26 protein-coding genes are annotated in these 26,956 nt (G+C 38.5%); 13 read left to right on the top strand and 13 right to left on the bottom strand.

What is annotated here, in order from left to right; genetic code table 11:
- The first annotated feature begins 8 nt into the window (after window positions 1-8).
- From AKA01nite_RS03570 to guaA, 4 genes are all read left to right on the top strand, one after another.
- Entirely contained in the window at window positions 9-983 is a 975-nt protein-coding gene (locus AKA01nite_RS03570; protein WP_146923884.1) for an ABC transporter ATP-binding protein, read from the top strand.
- Window positions 980-2,500, top strand: coding sequence for an ABC transporter permease/substrate-binding protein (locus AKA01nite_RS03575; RefSeq protein WP_146923886.1), 1,521 nt, complete (start codon window positions 980-982; stop codon window positions 2,498-2,500). Before AKA01nite_RS03570 ends, AKA01nite_RS03575 begins: the two co-directional genes overlap by 4 nt.
- Window positions 2,501-3,200: 700 nt before the next feature.
- Window positions 3,201-4,682 (top strand): IMP dehydrogenase, encoded by a 1,482-nt coding sequence (gene guaB, locus AKA01nite_RS03580; protein ID WP_146923888.1) that lies wholly within the window; start codon window positions 3,201-3,203, stop codon window positions 4,680-4,682.
- Between the two features lie 33 nt (window positions 4,683-4,715).
- Window positions 4,716-6,272: a glutamine-hydrolyzing GMP synthase gene (gene guaA / locus AKA01nite_RS03585; RefSeq protein WP_146923890.1), complete on the top strand. Its 1,557-nt coding sequence runs from the start codon at window positions 4,716-4,718 to the stop codon at window positions 6,270-6,272.
- A 180-nt stretch (window positions 6,273-6,452) separates the two neighbouring features.
- Here the strand turns inward: guaA and AKA01nite_RS03590 are convergent, their stop codons facing one another.
- Window positions 6,453-6,671, bottom strand: coding sequence for a hypothetical protein (locus AKA01nite_RS03590; protein ID WP_146923892.1), 219 nt, complete (start codon window positions 6,669-6,671; stop codon window positions 6,453-6,455).
- 965 nt (window positions 6,672-7,636) lie between these two features.
- Here AKA01nite_RS03590 and AKA01nite_RS03595 point away from each other — a divergent pair.
- Window positions 7,637-8,362, top strand: coding sequence for a hypothetical protein (locus tag AKA01nite_RS03595; RefSeq protein WP_146923893.1), 726 nt, complete (start codon window positions 7,637-7,639; stop codon window positions 8,360-8,362).
- Between the two features lie 64 nt (window positions 8,363-8,426).
- Here AKA01nite_RS03595 and AKA01nite_RS03600 read toward each other — a convergent pair whose 3' ends face one another.
- Both AKA01nite_RS03600 and AKA01nite_RS03605 read right to left on the bottom strand, forming a co-directional pair.
- Window positions 8,427-9,158 carry a glycerophosphodiester phosphodiesterase gene (locus AKA01nite_RS03600; protein ID WP_146923895.1) on the bottom strand — a complete coding sequence of 244 codons (732 nt, stop codon included), beginning with the start codon at window positions 9,156-9,158 and terminating at the stop codon, window positions 8,427-8,429.
- A 628-nt stretch (window positions 9,159-9,786) separates the two neighbouring features.
- Window positions 9,787-10,683, bottom strand: a complete 897-nt coding sequence (locus AKA01nite_RS03605) for a glycine betaine ABC transporter substrate-binding protein (protein WP_146923897.1) — start codon at window positions 10,681-10,683, stop codon at window positions 9,787-9,789.
- Between the two features lie 361 nt (window positions 10,684-11,044).
- On the opposite strand from AKA01nite_RS03605, the gene AKA01nite_RS03610 reads away from it, so the two are divergent.
- Both AKA01nite_RS03610 and AKA01nite_RS03615 read left to right on the top strand, forming a co-directional pair.
- On the top strand, window positions 11,045-11,431 hold the full coding sequence (locus AKA01nite_RS03610; RefSeq protein ID WP_146923899.1) for a hypothetical protein: 387 nt from the start codon (window positions 11,045-11,047) through the stop codon (window positions 11,429-11,431).
- A 129-nt stretch (window positions 11,432-11,560) separates the two neighbouring features.
- The gene (locus tag AKA01nite_RS03615; RefSeq protein WP_146923901.1) at window positions 11,561-11,956 is read left to right on the top strand and encodes a hypothetical protein; all 396 of its coding nucleotides are present in this window, start codon (window positions 11,561-11,563) and stop codon (window positions 11,954-11,956) included.
- A gap of 149 nt (window positions 11,957-12,105) precedes the next feature.
- Here AKA01nite_RS03615 and AKA01nite_RS03620 read toward each other — a convergent pair whose 3' ends face one another.
- Entirely contained in the window at window positions 12,106-12,537 is a 432-nt protein-coding gene (locus AKA01nite_RS03620) for a GNAT family N-acetyltransferase (RefSeq protein WP_246116979.1), read from the bottom strand.
- A gap of 138 nt (window positions 12,538-12,675) precedes the next feature.
- On the opposite strand from AKA01nite_RS03620, the gene truA reads away from it, so the two are divergent.
- From truA to AKA01nite_RS03650, 6 genes are all read left to right on the top strand, one after another.
- A complete protein-coding gene (truA, locus tag AKA01nite_RS03625; protein ID WP_146923903.1) occupies window positions 12,676-13,416 on the top strand; it encodes a tRNA pseudouridine(38-40) synthase TruA in 741 nt (246 codons plus the stop codon).
- Window positions 13,417-13,553: 137 nt separating this feature from the next.
- Window positions 13,554-13,808: an AbrB/MazE/SpoVT family DNA-binding domain-containing protein gene (locus AKA01nite_RS03630; RefSeq protein ID WP_146923905.1), complete on the top strand. Its 255-nt coding sequence runs from the start codon at window positions 13,554-13,556 to the stop codon at window positions 13,806-13,808.
- 290 nt (window positions 13,809-14,098) lie between these two features.
- Window positions 14,099-14,299, top strand: coding sequence for a helix-turn-helix transcriptional regulator (locus AKA01nite_RS03635; protein ID WP_146923907.1), 201 nt, complete (start codon window positions 14,099-14,101; stop codon window positions 14,297-14,299).
- 1 nt (window position 14,300) lies between these two features.
- Window positions 14,301-14,723, top strand: a complete 423-nt coding sequence (locus AKA01nite_RS03640) for a hypothetical protein (protein ID WP_146923909.1) — start codon at window positions 14,301-14,303, stop codon at window positions 14,721-14,723.
- 572 nt (window positions 14,724-15,295) lie between these two features.
- The gene (locus AKA01nite_RS03645) at window positions 15,296-16,138 is read left to right on the top strand and encodes an SDR family NAD(P)-dependent oxidoreductase (RefSeq protein WP_146923911.1); all 843 of its coding nucleotides are present in this window, start codon (window positions 15,296-15,298) and stop codon (window positions 16,136-16,138) included.
- A gap of 297 nt (window positions 16,139-16,435) precedes the next feature.
- Window positions 16,436-17,797 (top strand): FAD-binding oxidoreductase, encoded by a 1,362-nt coding sequence (locus AKA01nite_RS03650; protein ID WP_246116980.1) that lies wholly within the window; start codon window positions 16,436-16,438, stop codon window positions 17,795-17,797.
- Window positions 17,798-17,842: 45 nt separating this feature from the next.
- Here AKA01nite_RS03650 and glyA read toward each other — a convergent pair whose 3' ends face one another.
- From glyA to AKA01nite_RS03695, 9 genes are all read right to left on the bottom strand, one after another.
- Complete coding sequence (gene glyA, locus AKA01nite_RS03655) at window positions 17,843-19,075, bottom strand: serine hydroxymethyltransferase (protein ID WP_146923913.1); 1,233 nt, start codon at window positions 19,073-19,075, stop codon at window positions 17,843-17,845.
- 102 nt (window positions 19,076-19,177) lie between these two features.
- Window positions 19,178-19,576, bottom strand: coding sequence for a hypothetical protein (locus AKA01nite_RS03660; RefSeq protein ID WP_146923915.1), 399 nt, complete (start codon window positions 19,574-19,576; stop codon window positions 19,178-19,180).
- 266 nt (window positions 19,577-19,842) lie between these two features.
- Entirely contained in the window at window positions 19,843-20,832 is a 990-nt protein-coding gene (locus tag AKA01nite_RS03665) for an ornithine cyclodeaminase family protein (protein WP_186805081.1), read from the bottom strand.
- A gap of 44 nt (window positions 20,833-20,876) precedes the next feature.
- Window positions 20,877-21,764: a sulfite exporter TauE/SafE family protein gene (locus tag AKA01nite_RS03670; protein ID WP_146923919.1), complete on the bottom strand. Its 888-nt coding sequence runs from the start codon at window positions 21,762-21,764 to the stop codon at window positions 20,877-20,879.
- Between the two features lie 33 nt (window positions 21,765-21,797).
- Entirely contained in the window at window positions 21,798-22,604 is an 807-nt protein-coding gene (locus AKA01nite_RS03675) for a TrmB family transcriptional regulator (protein WP_186805078.1), read from the bottom strand.
- Window positions 22,605-22,892: 288 nt separating this feature from the next.
- Window positions 22,893-23,783 carry a MurR/RpiR family transcriptional regulator gene (locus tag AKA01nite_RS03680; protein WP_146923923.1) on the bottom strand — a complete coding sequence of 297 codons (891 nt, stop codon included), beginning with the start codon at window positions 23,781-23,783 and terminating at the stop codon, window positions 22,893-22,895.
- Between the two features lie 127 nt (window positions 23,784-23,910).
- Entirely contained in the window at window positions 23,911-24,600 is a 690-nt protein-coding gene (locus AKA01nite_RS03685) for an N-acetylmannosamine-6-phosphate 2-epimerase (RefSeq protein WP_146923925.1), read from the bottom strand.
- 2 nt (window positions 24,601-24,602) lie between these two features.
- Window positions 24,603-26,135, bottom strand: coding sequence for a glucose-specific PTS transporter subunit IIBC (gene ptsG / locus AKA01nite_RS03690; RefSeq protein WP_146923927.1), 1,533 nt, complete (start codon window positions 26,133-26,135; stop codon window positions 24,603-24,605).
- Window positions 26,136-26,537: 402 nt separating this feature from the next.
- The gene (locus tag AKA01nite_RS03695) at window positions 26,538-26,936 is read right to left on the bottom strand and encodes a RidA family protein (protein WP_146923929.1); all 399 of its coding nucleotides are present in this window, start codon (window positions 26,934-26,936) and stop codon (window positions 26,538-26,540) included.
- Between the last annotated feature and the right edge of the window lie 20 nt (window positions 26,937-26,956).

Consider the following 26,956-nt stretch of genomic DNA (forward strand, 5'->3'; position numbering starts at 1 on the left):
GGTAGAATATGATACGTTTTGATAATGTCACAAAGCGTTACGATGGTAAAGCTGTCGTTTCTGATTTCAATCTTGAAATCAATGAAGGCGAATTTTTTGTCCTTATTGGTCCAAGTGGAAGCGGCAAAACAACAACGCTTAAAATGATCAACAAATTGATTCTTTTATCAGAAGGATATTTATATATCGAGAATGAAAAAATAAGTGAATACGACATACAGGAACTTCGGTGGAACATTGGCTATGTCCTGCAGCAGATCGCTCTTTTCCCGAATATGACTGTTGAAGAAAATATAACGGTCGTGCCTGAAATGATGAAATGGTCTAAAAAAGATATGAAAGATCGTGTCACAGAACTGCTTTCCAGTGTTGGTTTGGATCCTGAAACTTACCGTAATCGTTATGCGGCCGAACTGTCAGGAGGAGAACAGCAGCGCGTGGGTGTGATTCGTGCATTGGCTGCTAATCCCGATATTATTCTGATGGATGAACCATTTGGCGCTTTAGATCCGATCACACGCAACAGCCTGCAGCAGGATGTTATGAAATTGCAGCGTCAATTCAAAAAGACTGTTGTTTTTGTGACACATGATATGCAGGAAGCGATACAGCTTGGTGACCGTATTTGTGTGATGAATAAAGGAAAAATCGAACAAGTTGGCACAGCTGAGGAGATACTCAAATATCCAGCAAATGATTTTGTTAAAGAATTCCTTCGTACCGGCTTACCTCACTATGATGGTGAAAAGACGGTTCAGACTCTTCTGGATAAAGGATTCTATTCAACTGAAGCGGACAGTTACGGTGACACAGTATCTATCGAAATGGATTTAGATGACCTGACGCTTTCGCTGGCACGTTTTAATACGGTCAAGGTTAAATCAGCGCAAGAACCAGTTTATATAAACAGGGAACACCTGATATACTATTACGCTGATGACATCCATGGTAAAACGACAAAAAGAAAAGAGGTTGACGCATGAGTGTCCTGTTGGAAACACTACAAGACAGACAGCAAGACTTGTGGATCGCTTTGATCGAACACATGCAATTGTCATTTATCTCACTGTTCATTGCAGTGCTTATTGCTGTCCCTTTAGGTATCTTTTTAATGAGTCATAAAAAAATTGCGGAACCAATCATTCAAGTGACAGCTATTTTTCAGACGATTCCTTCTCTTGCAATCTTAGGACTTTTGATTCCTCTGGTTGGAATAGGATTTGTTCCGGCAATCACAGCTCTGATCGTTTATGCCCTGCTCCCAATTCTCAGAAATACATACACCGGGTTAACGGGTATCGATCCTTCACTTAATGAAGCCGCCGATGCGATGGGCATGAATAAATCGCGGAAGTTGATAAAAGTTCAGCTCCCTTTAGCTTTACCCGTAATCATGGCAGGTATAAGAACGGCTACTGTCCTGATCATTGGTACTGCAACAGTTGCTGCACTGATTGGTGCCGGGGGTTTGGGAAGTCTGATCCTTTTAGGGATCGACCGCGGAAACAACGCTTTGATTATTTTAGGCGCTGTTCCTGCAGCTTTACTCGCAATTCTTTTTGACCGTCTGCTCAGTTATCTTCAGCATACGTCGTTCAAAAAAACTGCTATTATTTTAGGCTCGGCAATCCTTGTTATCGGTGGGGTGCTTATCATTCCACTTTTCAATTCAGAAGATGACGATATAGTTATCTCTGGAAAGCTCGGCGCGGAACCTGAGATTTTGATGAATGTCTACAAACTTTTAATCGAACAGGAAACCGATCTTTCCGTTGAAGTGGAACCAAACTTAGGTAAAACGACTTTCGTTTTCAATGCATTAGGATCGGGAGAAATTGATATTTATACCGAATTTACCGGTACTGTTTTAGGAAATTTCTTTGACATCGTCCCAGAACCAGGAGTAGCTAAAGAAGATGTTTATGAAGAAGCCCGGGATAAATTGGCGGAAGAATATGACATGACCCTGCTTGATCCGATGGCTTTCAACAATACCTATGCCTTAGCTGTCACATCAGATTTTGCAGAAAAATACGATCTGGAAACAATCTCTGATTTGAAAGCCGTTGAAAATGAAGTCAGCGCCGGCTTCACGCTAGAATTCAATGACCGTGAAGATGGCTATCCTGGCATCCAGAAGATGTACGACCTGACCTTTGGCGAAGTGATCACGATGGAACCGCAACTCCGCTATGAAGCAACGGAACAAGGGGATGTCAATCTAATCGATGCCTATAGTACAGACAGTCAGATCGAAGTATACGATCTGGTTGTTTTGGAAGATGATATGGAACTATTCCCTCCTTATCAAGGTGCACCATTAATGAAAACAGAACTGATCGAAGAATATCCTGAAATCGAAGAAGCTTTCTCTGTATTGGATGGAGAAATCACAAGTGACCAGATGAGAGAAATGAATTATCAGGTAGACGTGGAGGATCGTCCAGCAGAAGAAGTGGCACGGGAGTTTTTGATCGAAGAAGGATTTATTGAAGAATAAGGGATATATTGGAATAGTGTAGTGAGATTAAAAGAAAGATGAAAAAGCAGTTCAGCCTGTTTAAATCAATGAACGGGATCTGAACTGCTTTTTTATATTTAAGGGGGTCTCAGTTGGTAACGATCTGATTACTGGAGCTTGGTTCGGTTGATGCTATTTTTGGAGTCTGGTGAATCAGCCGAAGTTGGCGATGTTCGGCACATTCGAGCAGCTTACTCTCTGATATCTGCCGAACTTGATAAAGGCTCACCAAACTTCTATTACTTTTGGATGATAACCTCAATTGGGAAAGCAGCTAGTGAAGCATCTTAAAATCAGCATTTCATTCTCACTTATTTACAATTCAATGATTATATAATTGTTCGTGTTTTAGTTATTATTAGCTTTTTAAAAGATAAATTATTCGTGTTTTTTATTTAAGATACTAACTATGCCTTAATAAAAAATAAAAATTTTTATTATATTTTGATTAGATTTTATTTCACTGTTTATATTTTTAATAATCAGTCAGTCAACACAATCTAATAAAATCAACAATTGAAGCGCTATATTTAATTACCTTATCTAACAGAACTTTTTCATCGAAATCTCATACTACAAAAAGGGATAAATTCCCTTTGACCCCTTCCGCTTGCTTTGATAGACTAGTCCTTAAAATCTCATACTGTTTCGACCTAAATTTAAAGGAGGACCTTCAATTATGACTCAATGGGAAACTAAATTTGTTAAAAAAGGACTAACATTTGACGATGTACTACTACTACCTCAAGAAAGTCATGTTTTGCCTAACGACGTGGATTTGAGCACAACACTCACTGATAAAGTAAAGCTCAAGATGCCGATCATAAGTGCCAGCATGGATACCGTGACCGATTCACGCATGGCCATAGCGATGGCACGTCAAGGTGGTCTTGGAATCATTCACAAAAATATGTCTATGGAAGAACAGGCAATGGAAGTCCGCAAAGTGAAACGTTCGGAAAATGGTGTCATCATCGACCCCTTTTACTTAACGCCTGATCACCTGATTTCCGACGCAGAAGCATTGATGTCACGTTACCGGATCAGTGGTGTGCCTCTAGTCAACACCATGGAAGACCGTGTTTTAGTCGGCATTTTAACTAACCGCGATCTGCGCTTTTTAACAGATTACACGCAAAAAATCAGTACAGAAATGACCAATGAAAATCTGATTACAGCTCCAGTCGGAACGTCTTTAGAAGAAGCGGAAAAGATCCTGCAAAAACATAAAATCGAGAAACTGCCTTTAGTGGATGAAAACGGTCGATTGAGTGGTCTGATCACTATTAAAGATATCGAAAAAGTCGTTCAATTCCCAAATGCTGCCAAAGATGAACACGGCCGATTACTCGTTGGTGCCGCCATTGGTGTGACCAGTGATTCCTTTGAACGAGCACAGGCACTCATAGATGCCGGCGTGGATGCGATCGTTATCGACACCGCACACGGACACAGTGCCGGTGTGATAAGAAAAATCAAGGAACTTCGCGAAACTTTTCCAGACGTCGCATTGATAGCTGGCAATGTTGCAACAGGTGAAGGAGCACGGGCTCTCTTTGAGACAGGCGTTGATGTTGTGAAAGTAGGTATCGGTCCAGGTTCTATCTGTACGACCCGTATCGTTGCTGGTGTGGGTGTGCCACAAATCACAGCTATATATGATGCAGCGACCGTTGCTAAAGAATTTAACAAGCCGATCATTGCAGACGGCGGAATCAAGTATTCTGGCGATGTCGTTAAAGCCTTGGCTGCTGGCGGGCACGCTGTCATGCTGGGAAGTCTCTTAGCCGGAACCGATGAATCGCCTGGCGAATTCGAACTCTTCCAGGGCCGTCGATTCAAGACATATAGAGGCATGGGCAGCTTAGGCTCCATGCAAAAAGGCTCGAGCGACCGTTATTTCCAGAACTCAGTTAACGAAGCCAATAAACTGGTCCCTGAAGGCATCGAAGGGCGTATCGAATACAAAGGCAGCCTTCAAGAAGTTATTTTCCAAATGCTTGGCGGACTACGCTCGGGCATGGGTTATGTTGGTGCCAAAGACATCACAGCTTTACGCGAAGAAACCCAGTTCGTTCAAATGAGTGGCGCGGGTCTTAAAGAGTCCCACCCACATGATGTACAGATCACAAAAGAAGCACCGAATTATACTACGCGTTAAAGTGTTACAGCTAAATCGAAAGGTGGAAACCACGTGACTTCAGTCATTGATACAACAACATTAGAGAAACTCGTCGTACTGGATTTCGGGAGCCAGTATAATCAGCTGATCACACGTCGCATCAGAGAATTTGGTGTGTACTCTGAACTCCTTCCTCATACAACAACGGCCGAAGAACTGAAAAAAATGAACGTCAAAGGCATTATCTTTTCCGGTGGCCCCATGAGTGTTTACGATAAGGGTGCTTTCTCAGTTGATCCAGAAATATTCAATCTAGGTATTCCGATTCTAGGAATTTGCTATGGTATGCAGCTTATGACGTATATGCTTGGCGGCGAAGTGAAACCGAGTGAAAATCGTGAATACGGTAAAGCTGAAATTTCAGTCACTGACCGTACGGCAGATTTATTTACATCTCTTGAAGCAGAAGAAAATGTCTGGATGAGTCATGGAGATTATGTGACATCTCCCCCAGAAGGCTTTACAATCACCGCATCCAATGATCACTGTCCGATCAGTGCCATAGAAAATAGCGACAAGAATTTTCATGCCGTGCAGTTCCATCCAGAAGTACGGCATACTGAACACGGTAATGAACTACTGCGTAACTTTGCCTTCAATGTCTGTGAGTGTTCCGGTAATTGGAGTATGCAGAACTTCATCGATATGGAAGTTGAAAAAATCAGAGACTTAGTCGGCGATAAAAAAGTACTGCTTGGCCTGTCTGGTGGTGTGGATTCCAGTGTGGTCGGTGTACTCTTAAATAAAGCCATTGGTGACCAGCTGACGTGTATCTTTGTCGATCACGGACTACTCCGTAAAAATGAAGGCGACCAGGTCATGGAAAGTTTGGAAGGGAAGTTTGGTCTGAATATCATTCGGGTCGATGCTAAAGATCGTTTTTTAAGAAAACTGGAAGGCATTTCTGATCCTGAACAAAAACGTAAAATTATCGGAAATGAATTTATTTATGTCTTCAATGATGAAGCAGCCAAACTCGACGGTATCGACTATCTCGCCCAAGGAACGCTTTATACCGATGTCATCGAAAGCGGCACTGCAACAGCTCAGACCATCAAGTCGCATCATAACGTCGGCGGACTACCAGAAGATATGACTTTTGAGCTGATCGAGCCCTTGAATACCTTATTTAAAGATGAAGTGCGTGAACTCGGGATAGAACTCAACATGCCTGAGTCCCTTGTCTGGCGCCAACCTTTCCCTGGACCAGGCCTTGGCATCCGGGTCATTGGTGAAATCACTGAAGATAAACTGAAAATCGTCAGAGAAAGCGACGCAATCTTACGTGACGAAATCAAAGAAGCTGGCTTAGACCGCGATATCTGGCAATACTTCACGGTCTTACCTGGATTCAAAAGTGTGGGGGTTATGGGTGACGCGAGAACGTATGACTATACGATTGGTATCCGCGCCATCACCTCAATCGACGGCATGACAGCAGACTTCGCCCGCATCCCATGGGACATCCTGCAGAAGATCTCGGTCCGTATCGTCAATGAAGTCGATCACGTCAACCGTATCGTGTACGACATAACGAGCAAGCCACCTTCCACAGTTGAGTGGGAGTAGTCGCAAATATAAGTTTATAAATCAGTAATTTTAAAGTTTTAAGATTCTATACCTTAGAAAAATTGAATATTTTTTCACACTAACACATTAAATAATGTCACGTGGATTATAATTAAATAAAACATTAGAAGCCCGCAGCTTAATTACAGCGGGCTTCTAATGTTTATAATTGAAATGTATTTAGAGATATTGATGTAACCACTCTGGCATATTTGAATCATCTAAAGTCCAAGATTCTTCAAGATTTTCATCTGTGTCCCAGATATTTTCATCACCATCAAAAAATTTTTGTCTGTGACACTTATATTTATTAACTTCGTTTTCTTCTAATCTATATTCATTCCAATAATAATTTTGCTTGCCGTAACCTTTCCATTCATTTGTAGTATAGATAACCATAAAAATCTCCTTTCACAAATTAGTATTTAGTATACAGTAACTTTAAATCTTTTTCGTTCTTAACTCTACTAATTCTATTTTATTTAAGAAAGAATTCATTAGAACTCGTATCATCAAACGTAAATCTACTATAGATTGTTCCGCTAATAAACTGATTTTATTCTTCACCTCTTAATTAAAAATCAATTCATATAATCAAAATCATAATTAAACATATTATCAATTAAGACAGAGACATCACAGTCTAATTAATGCGTTACTAATTAAAATTTATAAGTCAGGAGATAACTCTGTCCATAATTCTTTTCAGAAGATTTTTAAGCATTAGTTTTATAACTAATTCATTCTGTATCACTTAAATATGTTACCTCAAATATATCCCAGATGTTTTGAAACCCTTTTCATCGTTGTTATAATTTATTCTATCACAATAAATCAGTTATAGAAACAGAAATAGACTTTTATTGAATCTCTCGTAATTAGAATAATTCATAATAACAGTCTTAAGAAGGTATATCTATTAAACCTATTAGTAAAAAGATTTTTTTAAATCGTATTCTGGATTAAAAGAGACTATTAGAATTATATATAGGGAGTTAAGAAAAAATATTTTTTGGCCGTTTCCCCTGTACAATACTATCGTTGCAATGTATTTAAATTTTCCTAATTTTAGAACAACATAGAGATATATGCAATGCGTATCCAAAACAAAGCTTCAAAATGTCAGAAAAACTATATAGAAATAAGGCTACAATTTTTTCACAATTAAAAAGAGACATCCTCAAAAATGAGTGATGTCTCTTTTGTCTATCATACGTATTTTCTACCTGAACTTTAGTTTTACCGCTCAAAAATCAGCCAACCATCTCTAAAGTTAGAGTTTCAAAGAAAACTATAGTAGAATTATTTGTAAGAAGTTCTTTTGAATACGATGTATACTACTATAAAAATCGAGGAGAGGTTTTATGCTTATTCCTTTACTGATAACTTTGACGTTTGTAGCGATTCATTTGAGTACGACTTACTTGAAAGTTTTGAATCGAGTACCGAGAAGTAAATTCCTGTCTGTTGCTGGGGGTGTGGCGGTTTCTTATGCGCTTATTCGTATCCTTCCAGAGCTTAGTGAGAACCAGGAAACGATTGAAGAACTTTTGACCAATAACTTTTTACAATCTTTGGAAAGTCATATCTACGTTATTTCCCTTTTTGGGTTGACCGTGTTTTATGGGCTGGAACGCATGAGTAAACTCTCTAAAGACAAAAAAGAGGATACTGATCAAACTGCTCTAAAAAGTGTGTTTTGGATTCATCTCACTTCAACTGCTATTTATAATGCTGTGACTGGTTATTTACTGGTAAATAGAGAAAACGATTCTCTGGTTTCCTTGTTATTGTATGCGACTGCTATCGGCCTTCATTTCTTTGTTGTTGATCAAGGGTTAAGGGTACATTATAAGAGTGTATATGATAAATATGGAAGGTGGATCCTCTCGTTTGGGAGTGTCTTTGGATTCGTTTTAGGATACACACTTGAAATCAATCAATTCGTTGTATCAGCACTCTTTGCATTCCTGGCTGGTGGTATTATCTTGAATATCTTGAAAGAAGAATTGCCCGAACAGAGAAAAAGTAGTTTCACCGCCTTTGTCTCAGGCGTAGTGGGTTACAGCGTGCTGTTGCTGCTGACTTGATATTCCGTTAAGCCAGCGCAGCACTAAACTGTTTTGGTATCATTTTTATTGAACATACAAATGGCTACTGTTCAGGATACTGAATGCTGCGCAAGCGATCAGGATAGTCAGTAATGATTCCGTGTAATCCTAGAGTATTAACTTTTTCCAAATCTTTTTGTCCATTGACTGTCCATGTGTTTATTCCTATTCCATGTTCATTTGCAGCTCGTATTATTTCTTCAGTTAAATTGTTTGCCTTCAAATGCACATAATCCAAATCCATATCTTTGGCCACTTTTATGGCATTTTCATCGTAGTTTGAAAGCAGTAGCCCTGTTTTTATTCTGGGGGCTAAAATTTTCATCCGATTCAGACTGTTTTCCAGAAAAGAAGAAATAATTACCTGCTCACCCACTTTATATGTTTGAATAATTTCTGCCACACGAAGTTCCAGCTGGTAATTCTTTTTGATACTTTTCAGCTCAATATTCGTTATGATCGGTTTGTCTTTTGCCCATTTCAGATATTCTGTAAGTGTCGGGATATAATCATGGTCCGTTTCGTTTGGCAGTGAGTTGCTGATCAGTGGATACCTCTCGAGCTCTTCAAGTTTGTGTTCATGAATCGTCCCTTTCTCCCCCGTCATTCTGTTCAATTTTGCATCGTGAAAAATAACGACTTTTCCATCTTCTGAAAGACGGACATCCAATTCTATCCCATCAGCTCCCGCCTCGTAAGCTTTTTTGAATGCCTGCATTGTATTTTCTGTATATAAACCACTGAATCCTCTGTGCGCGATATTCAAACTTCTCATGTTACTCCCACCCTTCTAGTCACTTGCACTATATCAAAAATACGGTTCGATTTCACTCTATTTCGATAGAAGTTTTCTCCTTTTAAAGCTGCTTAAGCAAACGAATCAATCGTGGACTGTGACCATAACTTTTCTAATAAAATAAATAATTATTATTAACGGATTTGATTTAATCTTTCCGCTTATTTTGTTTTTAAATTTTAACTTTATTGAGTTTTGATGTATGTTCGGCTGCTTCTATGAATGCAGTGGCTCGAATCTGCCGAACTTAGACTTCTTCGGCTCGTTCAAACTTCTTCAGTTCAATTTCACGCCGAACCTGAAGCATGTTCGGCCGGTTCTATGATTGCAGCGCCTCGAATCTGCCGAACTTGGGCATCTTCGGCTGATTCAAACTTCGTCAGTTCAATTTCACGCCGAACCTGGAGCATGTTCGGCCGGTTCTATGATTGCAGCGCCTCGAATCTGCCGAACTTGGACTTTTTCGGCTCATTCTTCCTTCGTCTTCTTAATTTCACGCCGAATTATAGCTTTACTAAACTACAGACTCAATCTTGTAGCTCAGAACATGTTAAAAAACTCTTGATTCATCTTAAGGAGATAAATCAAGAGTTATAAATTATTTATTTTATTTGCGTGGTTTTAAATCTTCAACGGAATCAATGTCCATATAAGCAGGTACAACTATACCATTTGAAACGCCTGTCATATTTGGTCCGAGATCTTCAAATTGGCCTTCAAATTGTTCATAGTAAGCGCCAAAACTTGTCGGTAGCCAAGGTGAGAGACTGGCATCTCCTTCATCTTCTGAAATCGCCTGGAACATCACGACTGGATCGACATTAGTGATATCCACTTCATAGCCCAAGTCCTCTAAAACGATGGCCATGACGTTGGATGAAGCACGTTCAGTATCCCAAGGTGTTGAAATCAGATGGAACGGTTCGCCATCAACGGTTTCGCTGCCTTCTGTCCATTCTGAAACTTTGTCGCCATTCTCATCGACCCAGTTTTGAGCAGCTTCTTCGAAAGGAATTTCCTGGGCTTCAAGCATGACTTCTTCCATATCTTCCTTGTCCCAGCTGAATCGGTCCATAATTTCGTATGCATTCGGTTTATCTTCTTCTAATCCTTGACGGACGATTGTCTTGATGGTTTCTTCTTCTCCTAAGGAATTTTTAGGATCATCTAATATTTTTAAATCATGTTCCGCAAAAATATAATGAGGACTCCAGCCTGTAACAATGATCGGCTCTTCATTTTCAATAGCACGATCAAGCGCTGTGATCATTCCTGCCGTGGAACTTTTATTTACTTCCCAGCCCTCTAAATTATCATAATCGTTGATCATATCGAGAGTTAATTCTGTTATACCTGACCCTGCTTCGATACCTGTGAAAGTATAATCGACAGCTTCCGAGAGGTTATCAGCCTCATCTTTCGTTTCGTCTCCTGATTCACATCCAAACAAAATGAAAGAGATAGGTAACACAGTTAATAATCTACGATATTTCGACTTCTTCATTTTTTACCTCCTAATAATATCGCATGTAATAAGTTCAATAAAAAAGCTTCATATTGAGTCATTTTTCATTTTGAATAATGTTAACTTACACATGCACAAGCATGATGTTAACACATATAAATTCTGCATTCAAACGATATACCTGATTGAACAAAAATGATTTTATACAAGCAAAAAAAGCCGCAAACAAGAAGTTTATACCCTTTGATAAGAATAATGTCGGCTAGAGTCTTTTCTCAGTGTCATGCACCGTCCGAAAGTTTTCAAATTGTTTCACCTTTTCAATGTGGTATACTACATGTGCAACCACAAACGATTACACGCTACATATAACTATACTCTCGACGTGATGGAGGTATCTATGAAAATTACTGTATTTGCAAAGGACGTCCCAGGTGTATTTACAGGTTATAATATTAAAATCAATGACTCTCGTTTCATTAATGTTGATTTAGGGGAAGAGAAAACAGTAGAGATCCCAGCAGAAACAGCTAAGATTCGAGTCAAAAAGTTAGGCGGCAGAAGCAATCAGCTGCGAGTTGAAAACGGGGATTATATCAAAATCAGTCTGTCCGAATGGTATATTTTGAAAATCATGAGTTATTTGCTTTTCACCTATGTACTGATTTACTTCGGTCTCATGGGTACGGGTGTTTATTATACGCTAAACATCATACTCCTTGTCATTCTATTTGGCTATTTTGACACTTTCAAATTAACCAAAGTCAAAGATCCTCAGCTAAAATAATTCATAAAGCACTTCTTGCGATTACTGAAACTTTTTAAAAGTTGAATGCGCATCATTTCGATAATCCTTTCTATAACTAAACTCATTGCACTGGTTTAATAATATAAGTACATAAATGGAGGTATCGGTATGACAGTCCGATTAAAGCGAAGCACGAGTACAGTTGGGGGCTTCATTAAGTATAAAGTCAGAGTGAATGGTGAAAAAACTGCAAAAATCACTCAAGGTGAAACGAAAGATATTGAGCTTACAAAAGAAAATTCTGTGATTCAAATAAAACAGTTGAATGGTAAAAGCAACACATTGACAGTGAATGATGGAGATACCGTTGAGATAAGTAATGGTCCCTTTGTTTTCTTTGGATTTATTCTTGGTTTGATTTTAGTCCCTATAGCAACCAGTCTTACTGGGCTGACACGGTGGAGCAGTCTCTTCATTGTCTTCATTATTTATCTAATTACACTCCAACTCTTTGACTCCTTTAAGTTAAAGAAACTGAATGGAACCTCTACTTTGACCAAATAAGTATCCATCAGTTTTCGCTGCAAGTAAAAAGTGATTCAGCGTATTTATTATCATTAAATTAGTCCCCGTTTAAACTTGCAATCTAAGTATACGGGGACTTTCTTATGTTCCCCAAACTGTAATGTTGTTATGACTAAGCATTGAAAAGTTTATATCAGCTCTTTCGTCAGCGTCACGCACGGTTCGCCGTCTTCTTCGTAAACATCCGAGGTTATGGTGTAACCTAGCTTTTCATAAAACTTAGCCGCTGAAAGTTCTCCATGTATGACTGATTTGCTGCAGCCCTTGCTTCTTCCTAACTTTTCCAGTTCTTTGACGACGACTTCTCCCAGTCCTTTTTTTCGGTATTCTTTGAGTACCGCGATTCTTCCAGGCCGTATCGTTTCCGAATCGACTTGGTTATGCCGTCCCGTCGCCACAGGCTTCTCGTCATCGTAAATGACTACATAAACCGTTTCGTCCTGATCAAGGGAATCAAATTCATCTTTCAAAGAAATATTCCGTTCAATGACAAATACCTGCATCCTCACATACAAAGCAGCCGCCTGGTTCCAATTTTCACTTCCAACAAGTATATCCACTCTTCATCCCCCTTTTATGAAGTATTTTATTAAGAGACTTCTGCAAAAACTGTATTCCTTTTTCAAATAGTATATCATAGAGATAGAAGGATTTACTTCGTTAACATAGTAATTAATAAAAACGATAAGAGGGATAGTATGAGAAATATAAAAATGACGATCGAATATGATGGATATCGCTACCTGGGCTGGCAGCGCCTGGGTGACTCGCCTAAGACGATCCAAGGGAAAATCGAGCACGTCCTTTCTCAGCTGCTTGGAACAGAAATCGAGATCGTGGGTTCCGGACGCACAGATGCCGGCACGCATGCTCGGGGACAAATCGCTAATTTCAAGACAGAATCAGATATGGATCTTTCAGACATCCAGGAAGTTCTGATCAAGAACCTTCCGCAAGACATTATCGTTAAAAAACTGGAGGAAGTGCCTGAACGTTTTCATTCGCGCTACCATGCCAAGGGTAAACAGTACAGCTATTATATCTGGAACCAGGATATTCCATCGGCGTTTGAACGTAACTATAGCTTTCATTACCCTGAAAATTTAGATATAGAAAAGATGCAAAGGGCTGCGGAAAAACTAACTGGACGGCACGATTTCCTCGGTTTTTCAGCGCTTAGAAAGTCAAAAAAGTCGACTGTTCGTACTTTGGAAAAAATTTCAATTGAACAAGAAGGAGATTTGCTGCACTTTACCTTTGTCGGCGAAGGATTCTTGCATAAAATGGTACGGATTTTAACTGGCACCTTGCTGGAAATCGGTACCGGTACGTTAGAGTTGGATGACATTGAAGTGGTATTTAAAAGCGGCAAAAGACGTGACGCCGGTATGACCGTCCCTGCTCAAGGCTTGTTTTTGGATGAAGTGTATTACGATTAAAATTTTTGATTGTTATTTAGATTTACAATCAAATGGTGAAATGTAAGAGCACATTATGTATATACTGTGTATACTTAACCTTTTAGTATATATTATGTTATATTAAATCTACAGAATAATAGAAAGGGGAAACAACTATGCTTAGCAAAGAAAGCATCAATAATGTAGGTCCTTACAAAATCAGAAAGTCAGGCAACAGTGATATCACGACTGTGCCAAAGGACGTAAAGGAAGCGTTAAACCTTGAAACAGGAGACCAAATTGAATACATCATCGATTCGAGAGGAATTGTTATATTAAAAAAGAAAACAGAAAAGCAGGACATGGATGTTCTTATAGAAGAAAGTGTGGAACAATATCATGTTTTATTAGAAGAGCTTGTTGAAAAATGATAAACTATCTTTTATCTTAAAATATTATAAAAAATAAACGGTTACCATACATCATTTCCAACAAAGGCAGGCATAGATTTTATCCTCCAGATGACAACATCGAATGAACCTTTTGAAAAACTAAAAAAGGATACTGTAGATTATTTAAGGAATAGTGGTTATGTTAGTAAAGGCTAAAACTACTATTTAATAAATTCAGGCTATCTTTTTAAAGATAGCCTTTATAGTTATCATTATGTATGATATAATTTACATTAAGTTAGATAAAAATGACTGAACGGAGAATATTTATGGCCAAAAACTTAAAACTTAAGGCGGCCAGAGCCAGACTGGATCTATCTCAACAGAACCTGGCTGATATGGTGGATGTCACGCGTCAGACAATAAGCGCCATTGAACGTGGTGACTATAATCCCACCATTAATCTATGTATACGTATTTGTAAGGCATTAAACGTCACACTTAACGACTTGTTCTGGGAGGGAAAGTAATATGGATGGTTTCGACGAATATCAGAAATTAATACGCTATCAATACGGTACTTATTCTTTTATACTTTTATCAGTACTCACTTTCGTAAATTATTTCTTGAGTTTTATTTTTGAAATACAATGGGCTGAAACGAAAGAACTAGAATTTATACTGTTAGCATTTGGTACAGCGGTATATTTTGTAGCCATGAGTGTTTATAAAGGGGCTTATTTCCGAAAAAAACAAAGGCCTAAGGTAAATGTCTTCTTATTTACTTTGATAGGCTTGGCTCATATCTATCTTTCGATTTCTTATTCTACACCAATCATATTAGAAGGCTATGTCACCTTCAATAGTATTACACTAGTACCTGGTTTGCTTTTTATTTCTATCCCTCTTGCTTATCTTACAAGAGTAGCTGTTGAAAAAAGAAATGATGTATAAAACACTTAGAAAGTCAAAAAGTAAACTTTTTATTTCAGGAGGACACTTTAATGAATCAATTTGATGAATATCAGAAATTAATACGTTATAAGTTTGGTACTTATTCCTTTGTACTACTAGCAGTACTCATTTTTCTAAATTATTTCCTAACTTTTATTTTTGAAATTCAGTGGGCTGAAACGAAAGAACTAGAATTTATGTTAATCGCATTTATTTCAGTATTATACCTTACAGCCATGAGTGTGTATAAAGGAGCCTATTTCAAAAAAAGTATAAACCTGTTGTATATGTATCTATTTTTTCACTGGTAGGCTTGCTTAATATCTATATTTCTGTTTCTTCTTCTACACCACTTATTAAAAATGGGCAGATTACATTTAATAGTATTACGCTGGTAAGTGGCTTATTTCTGATTACTATACCCCTCGCTTACCTTACAAGAATAATCGTTGAAAAAAGAAAAGAAGCAGAATAATTTGACCATAAATAATTTTTTTTGGAGTATAAATAGGATAAATCAATCAATTTAGCAACTCGTTCAAAAGCAGAAAAATAAACTGGAGGAGAATATTATGACTGAATCGATTTTAGCTATCACCGGACCTACGTCGGGAATCGGACGTGCGGCCGTTAAAGAACTCGTAAATGACTTTGACCGGATACTTCTGCTGGCTCGCAATATGGAAAAGGCAGCTTATTTGAAACAGGAACTGCTTGAGTTGAATCCTGAGGCAAATCTTGGAATCATCGAGTGTGATTTAAGTGTTTTGGATTCTGTGAAACAGGCTGCAGAAAATATCAAGAACAAAGTTAACCACATCGACTGTCTAGTAAACAACGCCGGTATCGTATCGACAACGCACAAAAAAAGCGCAGATGGATACGAATTAATGATGGCGACCAATTACATCGGGCCTTTTTTCCTTACTCATGAACTGTTGCCATTGGTTATGAAAAGTGAACAAAAGCAAGTCGTGGTTGTAACTTCCGGTGCGTATAAGTTTGCACCTATGAAAAAGCCGTTTTTCAAACCGAAACGCTTCAATGCTATTTCAGGATACGGACGATCAAAACTTGGGATACTCTATCTGGCTCAGGAATTGCATGAGTTTTATTCAAGAAAAGGTCTGCGAACAACGGCTGTTCATCCTGGGGCTGTTTCCACAAATTTAGGCAAAGACAATGTAAGTAGAAAAGTTGCTGATGCTATTTTCGCTCTCTTGGATCCTTTTTTCGTCAGTGTAGAAGAAGGCAGCCAATCTGTAATCAAAGCCGTCAGGCAACCTGAGAAATACGCTGGTTTTTATTCCAATCAAGGTGAGATTGCGGCAGTCAAGCAATACGGTAGTGACTTCAAAATGCGTCGTGAATTTATTGATGCAACTTTAGAAGAACTGGATCTAAAAGCCCTTTGATTTTGTATCACTATCCGTTTTTCCCCACAGTTATATACAAGAGACCCCTTACTGTTAACAACTATAGTAAGGGGTTCTTTATTTTTACGCTTATTTTTTAAAGCAATTCGTTCTGGCTCCCAGTTTGTTTCAGAGTATGAATCATTTTCTTATAGAAGATTTCCATCTCCAAAAGTTTCACTTCATGATTATTTGTACCTGAATGACTGAACAGCCTTTATTTATTAGACATCCATAGTTTGATTAAGCTAAAATAAGATTACAAATAAAAGACTTTCTATTCTCAGGAGGAATCTTATGCTGCAGTTAAAAGAAATTATCCAGGATGCGTCCCGCCTGTTCGTGGGCGATGCTGTCCCAGATCAATACTATCAGGATACGTATGTGAAAAATATCAAACCGGTGTATGCCGTTGCTTTACCAAAAACACATAAAGAAGTCCAAGAACTCGTCCGCTTTGCCAATGAGAAAGATTTGGTGATCATCGCTCGGGGGGCCGGGACGGGCGTCGCTGGTTCTCAAGTGCCGATCCAGGGCAACGAATTGATCATCGATGTCCACTTGATGGACAAGATTGTTGAATTGGACGAAGACACTTTAACTCTGACCGTCGAACCAGGTGTGCTGATCGGTGACCTTCATGATTATGTTGAAAATAAAGGCTATTTCTACCCGCCTGATCCTGCTTCTAAGCATTCAACGATCGGTGGGAATGTGGCAACCAATGCCGGGGGCCTTCGTGCAGTTAAATACGGTACGACCCGGGATTATGTAAGAGAAATGACTGTCGTCCTACCTGACGGCGAGGAAATGACCTTAGGAAGCTTGAACATTAAGAGCAGTTCAGGTTATGATTTGAAAGATTTGTTTATTGGTTCTGAAGGAACTTTAGGTATCACGACCCGTATTCGTTTGAAACTTATTCCTCTGCCTAAAGCCAATGTCACGATCCTTCAAGCCTTCGAAACAGCGCAAAAGGCAACCGAAGCGACTCTGGAGATTTTAAAAAGTGGCGTGGATCCTTCAGGCATCGAACTTTTTGAACGGTCTGCACTGCATTATGCTGAAGAAAATCTAGGTTACCCTTTAAAATCACAAGTCGGTCAGGCGTATCTCATGATCAGCCTGGACGGAAACGATCAAAAAGAACTAGACGGACGCATTGATATTGTGCAGTCTGTAACGAGCGACCTGACGCTGGAGAGTCATGCATTGAATGCTGAGGAAGCGGAGAAAAACTGGGCACTGCGCGATAATATCCTGCTTGGTTTAACTAAATTTACCGAGTTTGAACTTTTAGATGAAGTGGTGCCGATCAATAAATTTGCGGAACTCATTGAATCAACGAAAGCAATGCAGGAAAAACATGGATTGAATGTACTGAATTTCGGCCATGCCGGGGACGGAAATGTTCATACGCTTCTTATGAAAGATGATTTGACAGAGGAAGAATGGACGGAAAAACGGGCTGCCCTGCTCAAAGATCTTTATCAGAAAGTGGATGAATTGGGTGGACTGCCTTCTGCCGAACATGGTATCGGTATCGTTAAAAAGGAATACATGGGCCGAATGACTCAAACTATCAACCTCGATTATATGAGAAAAATAAAACGTGTCTTTGATCCGGACAACCGATTGAACCCAGATAAAGTCTTTTAATAATAAAGCACCCAAACCGCTTTAGTGGTTTGGGAGCTTTCGTGTTTACTTATATAAAGGAATGCGTTTGGTTAACTCACGCACAGCTTTTTTAATTTCAGCCAATCTTTCATCGTCGTCTTTATTTTCCAGCGTATCGATGATCAGTTTGGCGACTTGTTTGCTTTGTTCCTCTTTAAACCCGCGCGTAGTGATCGCAGGTGTGCCTACTCGAATACCACTGGTTTTGAATGGACTGAGTGTTTCAAATGGAATCGTATTTTTATTTACCGTTATGCCAACTTTGTCCAGCAAGGTTTCTGCCTGTTTTCCATTCATCCCAAAGTCTGTGACTTCGATCAGCAGCAGATGATTGTCGGTTCCCCCGCTGATGAGGCGTCCTTTGGAATCACGGAATACTTCGGCCATTGCTTTCGTGTTTGCCTTGATTTGTTTTGTATAGCTTTTAAACTCCGGTTGAAGAGCTTCTTTAAATGCGACCGCTTTTGCGGCGATCACATGTTCAAGCGGGCCGCCTTGAGTTCCTGGAAAAATAGCACTGTTCAATTTCTTAGCGTATTTTTCTTTAGCCAGTATCAGTCCGCCGCGAGGACCACGCAGGGTTTTATGCGTCGTACTTGTGATCACATCAGCATATGGGACAGGATCGGGATGTTCGCCTGTCGCGATAAGCCCTGCGATATGCGCCATATCGACCATCAGTAACGCACCGACTTCATCTGCGATTTCGCGGAATTTAGCGAAGTCGATTGGTCTTGGATAGGCGCTGTAACCGGTAATAATCATTTTAGGCTGATGTTTTAAAGCCAACTCCCTGACCTGGTCAAAATCAATTGTTTCTGTTTCTTTGTCAACGCCGTATGGGATAACATTGTATAATTTACCACTAAAGTTTACCGGAGAGCCGTGGGTCAAATGCCCGCCATGAGTCAAGTCCATCCCCATATAGGTATCTCCCGGTTCGAGAAAAGCCTGGAAAACAGCGGCATTGGCTTGTGAGCCTGAATGCGGCTGAACATTTGCATACTCGGCGCCGAATAATTCTTTCACACGATCGATGGCCAAGTTTTCGATCACATCAACGAATTCACATCCACCGTAATATCGTTTTCCCGGGTATCCTTCTGCATATTTATTTGTCAAAATACTGCCTTGTGCATCCATAACACCTTGTGAAACAAAGTTTTCCGAAGCGATCAGTTCAATGTTTTCTTCCTGACGCTTTTTTTCCTTCTCGATCGTTTCAAATATTTCTTTATCATAAATCCTTTGAATCATTAGCCATCTTCTCCTTCATTCTTCTTACTCTACTAATTATAGTACAATTTAATTCAATTACACAGTTATTCTAAAAAATTGAATCTTTTTAGTCTCGTGTTCTTAATTTCGAATCTTTTCTGAGATCGCTTCGCGAAAATATTTTGGATAACTGGGCATATTTTTTGGAAAGTTACTTTCAGCTTCTGCGAAAGAAATCGAGTCATCCGATTCGACTGAAAAATAAACCAATCCCTTTCTTTCCTGAGAATCCGACCATTTCAGTGTGCCACTATCTTGATTGATTGCGACATCTTCAATGACAAGTGTAATGTTTTCTTCATTTTCATGGGCAGCGAGCCATTTGTCTTCAATCGAAGAGCGCTCCTCTTCCCGCAATGCCAAGCGTTCATTGGATGTTTCCAAACGTGTCTGAAACAGCATTACAACGAAAGCCCCTACAATAATTAAGGCAGCTAATCCCCCGATGACAATACTGATATAAGCAAAAAACTTTTTCATTAACTCTAGTGCCTCCATTAAATAGTTGAAAGTTTAATCTGTATGTCTTTTTATTTTATCACTAATTATAGATTAATCCTATTCAATCCTATTCAGTTAGTTTCATTTGTTCATTTAATGTAATAAATTGTTACAATCCATTAAAAAGTGAATCACTAATATCATTATTAAACTCTTTATTATCAATATCCAAAGACATTGTCTAAATAAAAAAAGGAGCTTCCGGCTTAGGTTGCTCCTTTTGCTTGTATTCTGTTTAAAATAAGTTAAAACTCAAGTAATGTTCCTATATTATTTTTAACAGCCGCTTCGTATATGCGTTGTGCTGTTACTATATCCAAAACGGCATTTCCGGTTGTGTTAAAGAATGTAATTTCCTTTTCTGATTCTCTCCCTGGGGCTTCTTTATTAATTAAGTCACCCAGTTCACCCGTAACGTCTTCTAAATTAAACATTCCCTTTTCAACAGCTTGAGTGAAATTACCACTTTCCACAAGGGCATCTTTTGTGTCACAGTATACTTTACCTGCATTTTGTAAAATCGCCGCATCGATCTCGGCCATTTCAGGAGTGAAGGATCCTACGCCGTTTATATGAGCACCGGATTTCACCCATTCGTTCTCAAATGTTTTGACTGGTGAAGTCGTCACTGATGTAATGACATCAGATTTACGAATTGCTTTTTCAATATCAGACACAGCCTCGATCGTCGTGCCATATTTTTCACCATAAAGAGAAGTCATTGTCTTGGCAAATGCTTCAGCGCGTTCAAAATCAATATCGAAAACATATACAGTTTTAATTGGACGTACCGCTAGTACAGCCTCAAGTTGTGTCTCAGCTTGTCCTCCAGTACCCACTAATGTAAAGACAGAACTATCTTCACGTGCTAGTAAGTCAGTCGCAGCACCAGCTACAGCTCCTGTACGCAGTCGAGTTAAATATGTCCCATCCATTATCGAACAGACTTGACCTGTTTCAGTGTCAACCAAAACCATCGTTGCCGGGACACTTGTCAACCCTTTTTCAATATTTTTAGGGTAGACGCTGACTATTTTAACACCCAAAGCATGAGCTTTTGCTGCATATCCAGGCATGTAGAGACTTCTGCCCTCTTCTTCTGGAACATCTAGATTGATACGTAAAGGAATATCAACTTCTTCTGCGGAATAAAGAGAAAGTGCATCTTTATCTGCTTGAATAGCTTCTTTCATTTCAAATACTTGTTTCATTTCTTTTTCTTTTAAAACTCTCATTTCCATAATTTAATTCCCTTCCTTTTATGAACTCATTAAAATTTTTAAGCGTCTTTCAAATTAGCTGCTTTTTCTTTACGCAAATCATGGATCATCGAAATAACACTATATAAAATAACGCCTAAAACGACCCACTGTAAGATGTTTGTGTTCAATCCTTTTACCAAAAATGCAGCCACTAAAACACCGATAACACCAAAAGTTGCAGAGAAAAGTGTGATTTTACGGGAATAAGAATTCAGTTTCACGAATTGAATACTTCCTACTGGTACGGAGAACGTGCAAGCACCCATCATGATTGGGAAAGCTACAGCCGGGTTTAAGCCAAATGCATACACAGTTGCCATTGTCAGTGCATAAGAACCAATACCGATGTTATTCAAAGCACCGTAAATCATTGATAAAACACCTAGCATGACCAAGCTGAATCCTTGAAGAGACGTTTTGGTCCCGCCAGAAGGATAGACGCCTAATTTACCAGCTAAAATAAGTCCTCCCGCGACGATCAAGCCGGCAATAACAAACTTCTTGATGGTGTTCTTAGGTAATTTCACTACGAAACGCGGACTGATATAAGCGCCGACTACTTGTGCTACGATAGGTATAAGTAGAGTAGCGATCCCCACTTCTATAGAAGAGATGTACGCAAGCGCCATAGCTGCAACCGGTACAACACAAGCCGTGTTTAAAGTACCAGGTAACTTCTTGTCTCCCACCCAATTAGCCTTAGGATATAAAGAAGCCCCGATAGCAAAATCCGAAATCCCAAAAGTTGAAAGAAAAAAGATAAAAAATTGCGATAGTGCCATAAGGATAGGATTACCGGGTTCATTTACTAATTCACTTCTATTCCGAGTGAAATCTTTCACAATTTGAAGTATAAAAGAACCATTTACTAAAACAATAAGTGTAAGAATGACAGTTAATAACATATTTATTCCTCCAATTTATATATAAATTATATTCTACATTGAAAATAAGTTGCGAAGACCCTTCATGTCCTCACCGTATTGATTTTTTATCTGTTCAGGAAAGTTGTCTATTAAACGCAGACAGTAAGCATCGTGGATGACATACTCACTCGCAAAAAAAGATAGAATCGGGTTTTTTGTATGAATCGCTTTAGGTTTCCCCTTGAATGGAACGGTCGCATATAAAACATCTGTCTTATCGGATACGATTGTAATCCATCTATGACCAATCTCGTTTAATTTATCTTGTTCAAAGCCATGAGCATAATAATTTGACAATGACGTTTTGTATTCTTTGTGACGATCATAAATAATAATGATAACATCGTCCAATTCTTGTTGTTTTTGTTTAATCAGAGTAGTTAGCTCGTCGTCCAATTCATCTACCCATATCTGAATTAGTAAACTAGACTTAGCTTCCGATACATGCATTTTTATTTTAGAGAGTATGCTTCGCCATTCCTCTAATTCCCATATTGTATGATTACTTTTTTCCATAGAAATTAAAGCACTTTCCTCTTTAAATGTGGACAACGTCTCTTTGAACGAACTTTCTAAGAGGGCAGATAGTTGTTCAGGAGAAATCGCCTGATATAAAGAAGAATTTTCAGCTGTGCTTTGTTCGACAACTCCTTGTGAGACAAGTGTTTCTAAAATGCGATAGATTTTAGAACGCGGGACACCAGAAACTTTGCTGAGTTTATAACCGGTGCAAGAACCATTTTGCAGCAAAGCTATATACACTTTAGATTCATATTCTGTAAATTTCAATTTCTTTAAAACGTTTACTAAACTTTCCACATTAAGATCCTTTCTATAAGTTATTTGTCCTGAGCTCTTAGGAAAAATACTTTTAAAAGTTTAGGCGATACCATCAGTAGCTCCTAATAATTCATAGTATATTCCGATACTCTTAAAGAGTCAATAGTAAAAGTGAAATATTGCACATTTTTTTATTTTTGAATTACATATTTTTACCTTGATTTTATTTTTTATGGAGATTTTTCTTAATTGTAGTTAATTGTGACTAATAGCTAATAAAGCTCAAAATAAAACACCTCCTGCTAACTATAGCAAGAGGTGTTAGTATTAATCTAAAAGCCTCAACGTTTTGATCCGTTTTTCTAAATACTCAGCGTCATTTAATAAAACATACGTCATTATGTCCATTATAAAATGTGTAGCGAACTGACTGTTTACAAATTTTTCATTTTGAATTATTGATTTCTGTGATGTAAACAATACAACATCGGCGTATTGTATCAATGGTGTATAGTTATGATTCGTTATAGCATAAACTGAAATATTTAAACTATTGGCTAATTCACTTGTCTTCAAAATAGCCGGTGTTTTCCCTGAATTTGAAAGGACTATAAGAACATCATCTTCATGGAGCAGAGACGTTCGCATCAACATCATATGTGGATCTGTTAAGGCATCTGCGGTGATTCCCATTCGTGTCAATCGATACTTGAACTCAAGTGCTGTAAGACCAGAATTTCCGATACCACAAATTAATACTTGTCTGGCTTTTTTTATCCCTTTAACGACTGCTGAAACATCTTTTAAATCAAGCAGTTCCGAAGCGGATTTTGTTAACTGACTATAGTAGTTGGCTATTATATCTGTAACAGTACTTTCATTATTTATAGTATCAGTGATATCTTCACGGGATATCATTGCCTTGAACTCTCCAAAGCTGCTATAACCTAATTTATTAATTAATCGCGAAACTGATGCGTTGGACGACTCAGTTTTCTCGGAAATATCACTTATCCCCATTTTATCGATATCAGTTTTATGATTTTTAATAAAATCTGCTATTTTTTTTTCTGTGGTAGACAGCAATTCTTCACTTTGCATCAATCTATTTACAAAAACAAAATCATTCATTTCATCTCTCCTGCCATAATTGAGTGTCAAAGTAAAACGTTTATACTCTCTTTTCTCCTCAGTCATCTTTCTCAATTTAATGTTCATTATAACATTACCTATTTATTTTTTTCTAGATAGATATTTTATTTTTACTTATCTATAAAAAGAGTACCTTCCACAGCAGTTAGACACTACAAGGAAAATACTCTTACTTTATATCAGTTGTCAGAAATTAGTTGTTCACTCGTTTAATGGAATCAATAAATTTTTTAGCTATAAGTTGTGGTCGTGTAATGGCACTACCAACGACAACTGAGTGGACACCAATTTCAAAGCATCGTTTCGCTTTTTCGGGTGTATCTATTTTTCCTTCAGCAATCACCGGCACAGATACTTTTGCCACGATTTCTTTTAAACGCTCGAAATCATTATCTGCTATGTTATAACCTGCGGATTCTTCAGTGTAGCCCATAAGCGTTGTTGATACACAGTCAAATCCAATTTTTTCAGCTGATAGCACTTCTTCAACAGTGGATGCATCTGCCATTAGTGGTATCGATGGATACTCCTCTCTGATTTGCTGAACAAATGCTTCCAGTGATACCCCATGTGGACGCATACGATCTGTAGCATCCAGTGCAATCATATCGCAGCCAGATTCAGCTAGTTCATCTATTTCTTTCATTGTTGCTGTAATGAATACTTCTGAATCATCGTAATCTCTTTTCACAATACCTATCACAGGTAAATCAGTGGTTTGTTTAATAGCTAAAATATCTTCCTTGGAATTAGCTCTAATCCCCGATGCCCCAGCCTGATCTGCTGCTGCTGCCATTCGTCCCATTATGAAGGAGCTGTGCAGCGGTTCGTCCTCAAGAGCTTGACACGATACGACAAGTCCTGATTTTATTTTATTTAACATTTCTATTCTCCTAACACTTCTTCAATTTCATTTTTAATGACAGATACTTGTGGTCCGTATATAACTTGGACGCCATTCCCTTTTTTGACAAGGCCTTTACTACCCGTCTTTTTAAGTTCAGATTCATTCACTTGTTCCGAATCGCTTACTGTTACTCTTAAACGTGTTGCACAATTGTCTACATCTACAAGATTTCCAGTCCCGCCTAACGCAGCTATTATTGATTTAGCGCGTTCTGAACCTTGATTTGCAGCGACAGCTTCCATTTTCTCTTCTCTTCCGGGTGTTTTGAAATTGAATTTTTTAATTAAAAAAGTAAAAGTGAAGTAGTAAAGGAAGAACCAGGCAATCCCAATCAAAACGACAATGATCCAGTTGGTACGTTCATTTCCTTGCAAAACACCAAACAACATGAAATCAATAAATCCACCTGAGAAAGTTTGACCGATAGTAATTTCAAAAATATGAGCCAGCATAAATGCTAATCCGTCAAATACTGCATGAACAACATACAAAGCAGGCGCTATAAATAAGAAGGAAAATTCAATCGGTTCAGTGATACCCGTCAAGAATGATGTTAAAGCGGCAGAAAGCATTAAGCCTCCGACGATCTTTTTATTTTCAGGTTTTGCTGTACGGTATATTGCTAGTGCCGCACCAATCAGACCGAACATCATAGTTATAAATCGGCCAGACATGAAACGTGATGTTCCAATAAAGAACTCTTGAGTTGCAGGTTCAGCTAGTTGAGCAAAGAATATATTTTGCGTTCCTTGAACGACATCTCCGGCAATTTCCATTGTTCCGCCTAGAGCCGTCTGCCAGAAAGGTAAATAGAAAATATGATGTAATCCCAAAGGTCCAAGCATACGTAAAATAAAGCCATATATAAATGTTCCAATATAACCCGTTGCATTGACTAGTTCTCCGAGATTAGAGATAAATCCTTGGAAGAATGGCCAGACAAAGTACATAATTGCTCCTACAACAATAGCTGCTATTGACGTAACGATCGGTATAAAACGTGAGCCTCCAAAAAACCCAAGAAACTGAGGTAACTCGATCTTGTTGTACCGATTAAGCAGCCACGCGGCGACGATACCGATGATAATTCCGCCAAACACGCCCATTTCGAGTGACTGAATACCAACTGTCATTCCTTGTCCCACTGCAGCTAGATTATCTGCCGCAAGTTCACCGGTAATGGTTAAAATCGACTGAATCGTCGCATGCATGACAAAATAACCGATCAAAGCTGCCAGTCCAGCCGTGCCTCTGTCTGATTTAGCCAACCCCACTGCTACACCGATTGCAAAAATTATCGGCAAGTTGGCAAAAACAATGGATCCTGCACCAGCCATTATCGTAAAGACAGCTTGTAACCAGGCAATATCAAGTATTGGATAAGCGTTTACAGTATTGGGATTAGAAAGGGCCCCTCCGATTCCCAGTAACAAACCTGCAGCTGGTAGTATCGCAATTGGTAGCATAAACGATTTACCAAACTGCTGTGCCTTTTCAAAATATTTACTCATTTTATCTCCTCCAAAAGTATTTTCATGTTCATTGTAAACTTTGAAAATATTTTCGTCAAGGGCTAATTTTTGAAAATATTTTTAATCCGCATTTTTATAATTGGAAATTCTTGAACTAATGGCTAAACGACACAGCTTATCTTTAAACAAATTGAAATTCTATTGTTTTTTTGAATAGCTACGTTGTATATCAAATTTATTAAATGAGAATTAAAATTTGGTGTTATGTCGTACCTATTAGTAAAAAGAAAACCTCGCAAAGAATATCATTGTTCAGCCATTGATAATAAGGCTTATTATAATAATCTTTCGTAATAGTGTTATATACAAAATAAAACGATCCTCTTCTCACAGTTTTTACCGCTGTTTGAAGAGAATCGTTCTTGGTTTTATATAATTTTTTTATGCCTCTGCTTCTCCTGCAATGACAGCTATTTCAACGAGTGCGCCCGCTGGTAATGCAGCGACTTCATAGGCGATGCGTGCGGGGTAAGGTTCTTTGAAGAATTCTGAATAGACATCGTTCATCTCTTTGAAATTATTGATGTCACTTAACAAAACCGTTACTTTCAATACGTCTGATAGGTCGAGTCCTTCTTCAGCTAAGATGTATTCAACGTTTTTTAGTGACTGTCTGGTCTGTCCTGCTGCAGTGGTTTCTGTGATCTTTCCAGCTTCTGCATCGATTGGAAGCTGGCCTGAAAGATGAACAGTGTTTCCAAATTTAACCGCCTGAGAATACGGTCCAATAGCTGCAGGGGCTTTATCAGATTGCACAATGCGTTTTTCCTTTTCTGTCATAATGATGTCTCCTTTTATTT

Source organism: Alkalibacterium kapii (genome assembly GCF_007988865.1).
GTDB lineage: Bacteria > Bacillota > Bacilli > Lactobacillales > Carnobacteriaceae_A > Alkalibacterium > Alkalibacterium kapii.